The sequence below is a fragment of the bacterium genome (genome assembly GCA_030655055.1).
Taxonomy (GTDB): domain Bacteria; phylum Edwardsbacteria; class AC1; order AC1; family EtOH8; genus UBA5202.
Genome location: JAURWH010000048.1, coordinates 18,213 through 28,511, shown reverse-complemented (window position 1 = coordinate 28,511; position 10,299 = coordinate 18,213). Strand labels below are relative to the sequence as shown.

At 57.9% G+C, this 10,299-nt stretch carries 8 protein-coding genes; all 8 read left to right on the top strand.

What is annotated here, in order from left to right; genetic code table 11:
* Positions 1-906 (top strand): DMT family transporter (locus Q7U71_02495; GenBank protein MDO9390623.1); only part of this gene is annotated, 906 nt, incomplete at its 5' end.
* Positions 906-3,239, top strand: a complete 2,334-nt coding sequence (locus Q7U71_02490) for an endonuclease MutS2 (GenBank protein ID MDO9390622.1) — start codon at positions 906-908, stop codon at positions 3,237-3,239. The genes Q7U71_02495 and Q7U71_02490, both read left to right, overlap by 1 nt.
* Positions 3,240-3,269: 30 nt before the next feature.
* Positions 3,270-3,605 (top strand): helix-hairpin-helix domain-containing protein, encoded by a 336-nt coding sequence (locus tag Q7U71_02485; protein ID MDO9390621.1) that lies wholly within the window; start codon positions 3,270-3,272, stop codon positions 3,603-3,605.
* Positions 3,606-3,627: 22 nt separating this feature from the next.
* On the top strand, positions 3,628-4,752 hold the full coding sequence (locus Q7U71_02480; GenBank protein MDO9390620.1) for a hypothetical protein: 1,125 nt from the start codon (positions 3,628-3,630) through the stop codon (positions 4,750-4,752).
* A gap of 188 nt (positions 4,753-4,940) precedes the next feature.
* On the top strand, positions 4,941-6,449 hold the full coding sequence (locus Q7U71_02475; protein MDO9390619.1) for a DUF1846 domain-containing protein: 1,509 nt from the start codon (positions 4,941-4,943) through the stop codon (positions 6,447-6,449).
* 47 nt (positions 6,450-6,496) lie between these two features.
* Positions 6,497-7,192 carry a hypothetical protein gene (locus Q7U71_02470; protein ID MDO9390618.1) on the top strand — a complete coding sequence of 232 codons (696 nt, stop codon included), beginning with the start codon at positions 6,497-6,499 and terminating at the stop codon, positions 7,190-7,192.
* Position 7,193: 1 nt separating this feature from the next.
* Positions 7,194-8,282 carry a DUF362 domain-containing protein gene (locus tag Q7U71_02465; protein MDO9390617.1) on the top strand — a complete coding sequence of 363 codons (1,089 nt, stop codon included), beginning with the start codon at positions 7,194-7,196 and terminating at the stop codon, positions 8,280-8,282.
* Between the two features lie 352 nt (positions 8,283-8,634).
* On the top strand, positions 8,635-10,299 hold the full coding sequence (locus tag Q7U71_02460) for a peptidyl-prolyl cis-trans isomerase (protein ID MDO9390616.1): 1,665 nt from the start codon (positions 8,635-8,637) through the stop codon (positions 10,297-10,299).

Genomic DNA, 10,299 nt, shown 5'->3' with positions numbered 1-10,299 from the left:
CCCCTGGTCTACATATACACTCTCAGCGCCATGCTCTTCTGGGGCCTGTCGTATGTCTGGGTCAAGATAGCCTACGAGTACTACCAGCCGCTGACGGTCGTTTTCTTAAGGCTGGCCCTGTCCACGGTCTTCCTGTGGATCATCGCCCGGTTCATGGCACCGGGCGAAAGCATCAAGAAAGGCGACAAGCGGTATTTTATGCTGCTGGCCTTTTTTGAGCCGTTCTGCTATTTTCTGGCCGAGAGCTTCGGCCTAAAATACGTCTCCGCCGCCGTGGGCTCCATCATCATCGCCACCATTCCGGTCTTTACGCCGCTGGCGGCTTATTTTATGCTGCGGGAGAAGGCGGGCTGGGGCACCCTGGCCGGGCTGGCGGTATCGTTCCTGGGGGTGGGGCTGATCGTGTTCAACCAGGGCTTCGGGGTCGAGGTCTCGGCCAAAGGCATTGTACTTATGTTCCTGGCGGTGTTCTCCGGGGTGTTTTACGGCCTGCTGTTGAAGAAGGTCTCCCACCGCTACTCGGCCCTGACGGTGGTCAAATACCAGAACATCATCGGGCTGGTCCTGTTCCTGCCGCTGTTCCTGTTCTTCGACTGGGGGCATTTCAGCGGCGTCACCCCGGACTTCCGGGTGATCTCGGTGCTGGCCCTGCTGGCGGTATTCCCCTCCAGCCTGGCATTCGTGTTCATCACCATCGGGGTCAGAAACATCGGGATATCACGGGTAAATCTGTTCACCAACTTCATTCCGGTCTCCACCGCGGTGTTTTCCTTCTTCCTGCTGGGAGAAAGGTTCAATGCTCTTAAACTGACCGGCATGGCGGTGGTCATCGCCGGGCTGTTACTTTCAGAGTTAACTTCACGGCAAAAAGAAACCGGAGAAATAATCACACGATTTGACGGCTAATGAATCAGCATTCACTAAATATTCTGGAATTCAATTTTGTCCGCAATGCTTTAGCTCAGAAGGCTTCCACCCCCTACGGCCGGGAGGAGGCCCTGGCGCTGATGCCGCTGGCCGATCCCGAGGCCGTGGCCAGGATGCAGGATGAGACGGCCGAGGCCAAGAAGTATTTGGAGGCCGGGTTCGGCCTGGACTTTTACGAACTGCAGGACATCCGTCCCCAGCTGGAGGCGCTTAAGGCCGAGGGCGTGGTGATGGACTCTCTGGTCCTGCTGCACCTGTCACGCCATCTGTACGTGGCCCGGCAGGTCCGCTCATCGCTGGGGCTGCGCAACGAGGAGTATCCCCTGCTGTCATCGCAGGCTTTGGGACTGATCGCCTTCAAGGACCTGGAGGACCGGATAGTCAAGGCCATCGAGCCGGACGGCCGGGTGGCCGACAAGGCCAGCACCGAGCTGTACCACATCCGGCGGGAGCAGGAAACTGTGCGCCAGCGCATCCACTCCAAGCTGGAGGACATCATGGGCCAGGAGGCGGCCGACATCCAGGAGACGCTGATCACCATCCGCGAGGGGCGCTACGTGATCCCGGTCAAGGCCGACTCCAAGAACAAGCTGAAGGGCATAGTCCACGACAGCTCGGCCTCCGGGGCCACGGTCTACATGGAGCCGCTGGCCACCATCGAGATGAACAACCGGATGCGCCAGCTGTTCTCGGCCGAGAAGCAGGAGGTGGAGCGGATCCTGCGCCAGTTCTCTGTGGAGGTCTCCGAAAACCTTGACGCCATGGAGAACAACCTGGTGCTGCTGGCCCACTTTGACCTGGTGTTCGCCCGGGCCAAACTGGCCCTGGCCTGGAAGTGCGTGAGGGCCATATTCCCGGGCGGGCAGTACCTGAAGCTGATAGAGGCCCGGCACCCGGCGCTTAAGGATCCGGTGCCGCTGAACATGGAGCTGGGAGACGGCCGGACCACCATGGTCATAACCGGGCCCAACACCGGCGGCAAGACCGTGGTGCTTAAGACCGTGGGCCTTTTAGCCCTGATGAACCAGTCCGGCCTGCAGGTCCCGGCCCGGGACGGCAGCGCCCTGCCTTTGTTCGGCCAGGTGTTCGCCGACATCGGCGACGAACAGTCCATCTCCCAGTCGCTGTCCACTTTCTCCTCGCACATCTCGCAGATCAAGGGGGTGCTGGAGAATTCCACCGCCCGTTCCCTGGTGCTGCTGGATGAGATCGGGGCCGGCACCGAGCCGGCCGAGGGCGCGGCCCTGGCCATGACAATTCTTTTAGAGCTGACCAACAAGGGCTGCCTGACGCTTTCCACCACCCATTACGGGGCGCTTAAGGCCTTCGTCCAGCAGAATGTCCAGATGCTGAACGCGGCCATGGAATTTGACCGGGAAAAACTGCAGCCCACCTACCGCCTGATGATGGGCGTGCCCGGGGCCAGCTACGGGATAGAGATCGCCTCGCGGTTGGGGCTTTCGCCCGAGGTCATAAAAGACGCCCGTTCCCGGATAGATTCCAAGTCGGTCCAGCTGGAGGAGCTGATCACCTTTTTGGAACAGGTCAAGCGCCAGGCCGAGCAGAAGGAGCTGAAGGCCATGGACGACATGGAGCAGGCCCAAAGCCTGAAGGATGAATACCAGTCCCGGCTGGAAGGTTTGCAGGAAGAGCTGAAGGCCATGAAGCTGAAGGCGGCCGAGGAATCCCGGAGCATCATCACCCAGGCCCGCAGCTCGGCCGAGCAGGCGGTGGCCGTGATCAAGGCCGAACAGGCCGGCAAGCAAAGCATCATCAAGGCCCGGGAAATGCTGAAAGCGGCCGAAGCCCTGCTGCCGCCGGAGGAAAGGCCCCAAGCCTACGCCAGGCAGGACCCCGGCCACGTCTTTAAAAAGGGGGAGAAGGTCTACCTGACCGACCTTAAAAAAGAGGGGTTGGTCACCGACCTGCTGGATTCCGGCAAGAAGCTCAAGGTGCAGGTGGGCAACGTGCAGATGACCGTGCCCCGGCAGAAGGCGGTGGCCGGCTCTTCCCAGAAGGCCCCGGAGCAGAAGCCCAGCCCCACCGTCAGCGCCGACAACGTCTCCGGGTTCGCCCCGGAGCTGCATCTGCTGGGCATGCGGGCCGATGAATCCATAGAGGCGGTGGAGCGCTACATAGACGACGCGGTCTATTACGGGATCACCAATATCCGGATCGTCCACGGCAAGGGGGAAGGGGTGCTGCGCAAGGTGGTCCGGGAGATCCTGACCAAGCATCCCCAGGTGAAGGCCTTCCGGTTGGGGGCTTGGAACGAGGGCCAGGACGGGGTGACGGTGGTGGAGCTGAAATAGCCAATACAATTAACAGTGAACCAGTCAGCAATGAACAGTGAACGGCAGACAAGATCCTGCAGATATTTGCGCCGCCCCGGGCAGACCGAAAGCATCAAAGGACTGCAGGTGATCCCCGGGGTGGGGCCCAGTATCGCGGAGGACCTGAACCGGCTGGGGATCAAGAAGGTCTCCTGCCTTAAGGGCCGGGACCCGGAGAAGCTCTACGCCAGATACTGTGCCATGGAAGGGCACCCGGTGGACCGCTGCCTGCTGTATGTCTTCCGCTGCGCGGTTTATTATGCTTCGCATGACAAGCACGACCCGGAACTGTTGAAGTGGTGGAACTGGGCTGATCGAAAACTAAAAGCAAAAAGCAGAAAATGAAATCACAAGGAATGTAAGCACTATGCCGGTCAGTATAAAAGAGGTCGTTACCAAAAAAGAACTCAAGCAATTCATTGAGTTCCCCTTTTCGCTGTACCAGGACCATCCCTACTGGATCCCGCCGCTGCTGATGGACGAGTACGAAACCCTTAAGGCGGACAAGAACCCGGCCTTTGAGTATTGCCGGGCCAAATACTGGCTGGCCTTTAAGGACGGAAAACTGGCCGGGCGGATCGCCGGGATCATCAGCCAGAAGTACATCGAGAAATGGGGCAACAAGTACGCCCGGTTCGGCTGGGTGGATTTCATAGACGATGCCGAAGTGGTCAAGTCCCTGTTTGCCACCGTCGAGCAATGGGCCAGGGAGCAGGGCATGGCGGGCATCCACGGGCCGCTGGGCTTCACCGACATGGACCACGAGGGGATGCTGGTGGACGGGTTCAACGAGCTGGGGACTTTGGCCGCCATCTACAACCATCCCTACTACCCCAAACAGCTGGAAGCGCTGGGCTACGCCAAGGACGTGGACTGGGTGGAGTTCGAGGTCAAGGTGCCGGACCAGATCCCGGAGAAGGCCGACCGGATCGCCAAGATCGTGATGCAAAAAACGGGGGTCAAAGTGCTGGAGGCCAAGAAGGCCAAGGACCTGCTACCCTACGCCCACCAGATGTTCGAGGTTCTCAACGCCGCCTTCGCCCCCATCTACGCCTTTGTGCCGCTGAACGAGAAACAGATCGCCATGTACATCAAGCAGTATTTTTCGTTCATCCTGCCGGACTACACCAAGATCCTTTTAGACTCCAACAATAAAGTAGCCGGGTTCGTGATCGGGATGCCCTCGCTCTCAAAAGCCCTGCAGAAGTCCAGGGGAAGATTGTTCCCCTTCGGTTTCATCCACATCCTGCGGGCCATCAGCAAAAAGAACAAGCAGATAGACCTGTACCTGGGCGCCATCCGGCCCGACCTGCAGGGCAGGGGCGCCGACGCCCTGCTGATGACCGAGATGTGCCGCTCGGCCATGAAGAACGGGGTGGTCTCGGCCGAGACCAACATCGAGCTGGAGGAGAACGTCAGGGTCCAGAGCCACTGGAAGTACTTCGAGTCGCGCCAGCACAAGCGGCGGCGCTGTTACATAAAAAAATGGTAACGAAGACCGGGCACCATATATCCGCAGATTTAACAGATTATCGCAGATTTTATATTAACATGGATAACCAATGGCAATGGTCATAATCTGCTTTAATCGTTCGACTGCTGCTCACGACAGCGTTTGCGGATGGTTGGTACCAAGATATCAGCGAATTGACTTTTGAAACACAATAGTGAAGGGCCAGGATGAAGAACGGTTTTGACAACGAGAAATACCTGCAGCTGCAGACCGAGGCCATCCGGGAGCGGGTGTCCAAGTTCGGCGGCAAGCTTTACCTGGAGTTCGGGGGCAAGCTGATCTACGATTACCACGCGGCCCGGGTGCTGCCCGGCTTCCATCCCAACGTCAAGATGCAGCTGCTGCAGCAGCTGAAGGACCAGGCCGACATCCTGTTGTGCATCTACGCCGGGGACATCGAGCGTCGCAAGATCCGGGCGGATTTCGGCATCACCTACGACGTGGACGCCATGAAGCTGATAGACGACCTGAAGGCCAACGGGATCTCGGTGAAGGCGGTGATCATCACCCGGTTCCAGAACCAGCCGGCGGCGGTGATCTTTAAGAACAAGCTCCAGCACCGGGGCCTGACGGTCTACACCCACGGCTACACCAAGGGCTATCCCACCGATGTCGACACCGTGGTCAGCGACCTGGGGTACGGGGCCAACGAATACGCGGCCACCGACAAACCGCTGGTGGTGGTGACCGGGCCGGGGCCGGGCAGCGGCAAGCTGGCCACCTGTTTGTCCCAGATGTACCACGACCACCGCCACGGCCTGAAATCCGGCTACGCCAAGTTCGAGACCTTTCCCATCTGGAACATCCCGCTTAAGCACCCGGTGAACGTGGCCTACGAGGCGGCCACCGCCGACATCCGGGACTACAATATGATCGACCCCTTCCATCTGGAGGCCTACGGCAAGAGCACGGTCAACTACAACCGGGACGTGGAGGTGTTTCCGGTGCTGCGCCGGATCCTGGTGAAGATCATGGACGACCCGATGTACAAGTCGCCCACCGACATGGGGGTCAACTGCGCCGGGTTCGGCATCGTGGACGACGAGGCGGTGAAGGAGGCCTCCCGGCAGGAGATCATCCGGCGCTACTTCCGCTACCGCTGCGAGCACGTGATGGGCTTCGTGGACAAGGAGACCATCCAGAGGGTGGAACTGCTGATGAACGACCTGGGGATCAAGCCGGAGGACCGGCCGGTGGTGGAGCCGGCCCGCCAAGCCTCGGCCGAGGGCCAGGACTGCGGCAAGGGAAACGAGGGGATCTTCTGCGGCACCGCCATCCAGCTGCCGGACGGGACCATCATCGCCGGCAAGAACTCGCCTCAGATGCACGCCGCCTCCAGCCTGGTGCTGAACGCGGTCAAGAAGCTGGCCGGGATCCCGGACCAGATCCACCTGATCTCGCCGGCCATCATCGAGTCCATCGCCAACCTGGACCGCAACATCCTGAAGGAGCGGACGGTCAGCCTGGACCTGGAGGAGACACTGATAGCCCTGGCGGTCAGCGCCATGACCAACCCCACCGCCCAGCTGGCCATGGAGCATTTGAAGAAACTGCAGGGCTGCGAGGTGCACAGCACACACATCCCCACCCCCGGCGACGAGGAGGGGCTGCGCAAGCTGGGGGTGAACCTGACCAGCGACCCCAATTTTTCCAGCCACAGCTTGTTCGTGGTGTGATCTAACCAAAACAAAACGGCAAAACAAGAGTCATCGGAAAGGAATCAATGAGAAAACTCATGCTCTCATTTGCGCTGCTTTCTTTAGTTGCCGGCATGGCCGCGGCCCAGCCCGGCGAGCAGTCCCTGATCACGGCCTGGGAACAGTCAATAAAGAATGATCCGGCCACGGTGGCCTTTGAGAAGACCGGAGATCGTTCTTACAAGTACCAGACGAAGAAATTCCCCTATAAAGGCGGTTTGCGGGTCGTAAATGCCACGATCGATGATTACGGCACCGACTATTATAATGACGGATACGACGAGGCCTGCAAGGTCGGCTATGTGGAGACCGAGATCGACAGCAACTCCGCTTCTTTCATGGAACGCTATGCCCGCAGTTACGGGGCCTGGCAGGCTTCCAATACCCTTTATTTTGACCAGAAGCAGAACCAGTGGCTTAATTACAACCAGTACCGCCAGTCCCTCACGAAAAAATACGGCAAAACATGCAAATCCCCCTGGCTGGCCATTTTAGGAAACTTTTGGGTGATATTTTTCGTAATCCTTATAGTGTTCATCATCCTCCTTTCCCGCAGGACCAACAAGCAGATGAAACAGGCCCTGGCCCGGCAGGACCATGCCCTGGCCGAGACCGACCGGGCCTTAAAGCTTTCCGAACAGTCGGTAAAGCTAAACGAGGAAAGCAACCGGTTGCTTAAAGAAATACTGGAAGCTTTAAAAAACAAAGATCAGGCAAAGTAGGATGATGAGATCCAAAGTAGCGGTCATCAAAACCAAACCGGAGACCGTCCTTCAGGACATCGCCCGGGTGATGGAGCTGGCGGGATTCAGGCAGTCGCTTGATCCCCAGAAGACCACCATCCTCAAGGACAACATCTCCTGGCATTACCCCTTTCCCGGGGCCAACACCACGCCCTGGCAGCTGGAGGGCGTGATCCGGGCTTTGCAGGCGGCCGGATACCAGGACCTGTCCTGCGTCCAGAACAAGACGGTGGTCACCGACACTTTCAAGGGCGAGGACCTCAACCGTTACCTGCCCATCCTTAAGGATCACGGGGTCCCGGTGCTGTACAATTTCAAGGGCCCGGACATGAAGTGGGTGCCCTATGTCCCCAAAGCGAAGATGCTGGCCCTGGACAAGATATTTCCCGAAGGGATACTGGTGCCGGACTATTTCTTCGGCAAGAACATCGTCCACCTGCCCACCGTCAAGTGCCACATCTACACCACCACCACCGGGGCCATGAAGAACGCCTTCGGCGGCCTGCTGAACACCAAACGGCATTATGCCCATTCCTGGATCCACCAGGTGCTGGTGGATCTTTTAGCCATCCAGCAGGAGATCCATTCTGGGCTGTTCGCGGTGATGGACGGGACCACCGCCGGAAACGGCCCCGGCCCCCGAACCATGTTCCCGGTGATCAAAGACTACATGCTGGCCTCCAGCGACCAGGTGGCCATCGATGCGGTCTCGGCCCACATGATGGGCTTTGATCCCATGTCCATCAAGTACATCCGGCTGGCCCACGAGCAGGGTTTGGGCTGCGGCAGGTTCGAGGAGATCGATCTTTTGGGGGACGATGTCCGCCAGGAGAACTGGAACTTTAAAGTGGGCAAGAACCTGGTCAAAAGGGTGGGCGGGGACCTGATCTGGTTTGGGCCGTTGAAGAAGATGCAGAAATTCTTCTTTCACACCCCGCTGGTGCACCTGTTCATCCTGGCCTCGGAGATCTACCACGACTACCTGCGCTGGCCGCTAAAGGACAGGTTCACCTTTGAAAACTGGAAGAGGGAAACGGCCTGGGGGAGACTGTTCCAAAAGTATTCATAGAACAGGGATCCCATTAACCGGGGAAGACAGGATTTACATGATTTACCGGGATATTCCATTAAAACCCCAGAACTTGTAATTGACGCTTTAGCATATCTGAAATAATTATTGTCTGATTGCGTTTGACTGAACTCATAATGAAGTATTGGTGCCTTAGTGCCACTTCGACACAACTCAGTGCATGCTTTGTGGCTGAATGAGTAAAAATCATGTAAATCCTGTCTGGGTTATAGGTTCGTAACAGCCTCATTTTTCGGGCAAATTATATTGAAAAACACCGGATTTTGTGATAAACTTAAAATTTACGGCTAAAAACAATCAAACCATATTACATTCAAGGAGAATCACTGCCATGAGAAAACTTTTAGGGCTGGCGCTGGTCCTGGGCCTGGTACTAACCGTGGTATCCTGCGGCAACCGCGGCAAGGTGATAGCCAAGGTGGGCAGCCAGAAAATAACCCTGGGACAGTTTGACGACAACTACCGGGCCCCGGTGCCCCCGCAGGATTCGGCCACTGCCATGACAAACAAGAGGCGGCTGCTGGATCAGATGGTGGAGCAGAAACTTTTGGCCCTGGAAGCCCTGGCCCGCAACCTGGACAAGGAGCCCAAACTGCAGAAGGAATACGAGGACCTGACCAAGAACATGCTGATGGGCCAGCTTTACCGCCAGGAGATCCTGGAGAAATCACAGCCCACCGACAAGGAGATCAAGGATTATTACAAGCGGATGGGCACGGAAGTAAAAGCCCGGCATATCCTGGTAAAGACAGAGGAAGAAGCCAAGGCCGTCTACAAGTCGCTTAAGGACGGGGCCGACTTCGAGGAGACCGCCAAGCAGAAATCACAGGATCCGGGTTCCGCTCAGCGGGGCGGCGACCTGGGCTGGTTCGGCTGGGGCCGGATGGTACAGGCCTTCCAGAAGGCGGTCTTTGACCTGAAGCCGGGCCAGCTGGGCAAACCGGTCCAGACCCCCTTCGGTTTCCACATCATCCGGATGGATTCCACCCGGCCGGCCCAGATCAAGCCCTTTGACCAGATGAAGGACATGATCAAGCAGCAGCTGACGGCCTCCAAGCCCCGGGAGATGGCCACCGAATACGTGGACAAGGTAAAGTCCTCGGCCAATGTCAAGATCAAAAAGGATGTTCTGGACATGCTGGCGGCCAAGCAGCCCCAGGTCATGGGCCCGGCCCCCCTGCCGCCGTTGGGAGACGAGGCGGAAAAGAAGAAGACCATAGTCACCTACAGCGGCGGCTCCTGGACGGTGGAAGTGTTCTACAACAAGCTCAACAAAATGTTCGGCGGAAATGCCGACCTCCGGAATTCCGCGGTGCTGGAACAGCAGGTGCAGGCCATGCTGGTGGAAGACCTGCTTCTGGAAAGGGCCAAGTCCAAGAACCTGCAGAATAATCCCAAGGTCAAGCAACAGATGGAAAAGGCCTGGGACGAAATGCTGGCCGCCGCATTCTATCAGGCCGAAGTGGGCCCCAAGGTCAGCGTCAATCCGGAATCGGTCAAGGTCTACTATGCCAAGAACAAAAAGGCCTTCTATCAGCCGGCCAAGGCCATGGTCCACCAGATAGTGACCCGGACCCAGCCCGAAGCCGAAGCCGTCTATAAACTGCTTTCCCAGGGAGCTGATTTTGCGGCCACCGCCTCGGAAAAGTCAATTGACTGGACCAAATCCTCGGGCGGGGCGCTGGGCGAAGTGGCCCAGAATGATCCCCGGTTCCCGGAAGTTTCCAAGGCGGCTTTTGCCGCCGGCCTGAACCAGGTCACCAGGCCCTTCGCCGTCAAGGAAGGTTTTGCTGTGATCAAGGTCAGCGCCCGCACCCCCGGCAAGCAAATGAGCTTTGACGAAGTGAAGCCTTCGATTGAACAGAACATGGGCCAGGGCCAGGAGCAGATCCTTTACCTGAGCCTGATCGAGGGCCTCAAATCAAAATATCCGGTAACCGTGGATGAGAATGTCTTAAAACTGGCCGGTCAGCAAAAGCCGGAGGAGGGAAAATAA